Here is a 277-nt window from a genome sequence, read left to right as displayed (position 1 = left end):
TGTAAATTTCCGACTCCGTCAGGCTGCATGTCTTGAATATAAATTTGATAAGAACCACTCGCCTCGTAAACAGAGATTTTCCCTTTCACGAGTACCTTCATCCCATTTTCAGGTTTGAATTTAATATTACGATTATGACCCGCAAACATAACCGCTGCGATTCTTGCATTTTCATCTTTCAATGTAAAATACATGTGGCCACGGCTATGATTTTTAAAGTTGGAAATTTCACCTTTTAACCAAACAGACTGCAAATGCGGATCATATTCTATTTTTG

Annotated in this window: 1 protein-coding gene; it reads right to left on the bottom strand. The window is 36.8% G+C overall.

All coding sequences use genetic code 11. The annotated features are described in order from the left end of the window. The coding region (locus tag MR167_RS32175) for an exodeoxyribonuclease VII large subunit (protein ID WP_242316289.1) at positions 1 to 277 on the bottom strand (277 nt) is incomplete at both ends.

Origin of the sequence: Bacillus cereus group sp. BfR-BA-01355, assembly GCF_022663675.1 — a bacterium.
Lineage (GTDB): Bacteria > Bacillota > Bacilli > Bacillales > Bacillaceae_G > Bacillus_A > Bacillus_A thuringiensis_S.
Note: the sequence above shows the minus strand (reverse complement) of the source record. Positions and strands in the feature narration are given on the sequence as shown.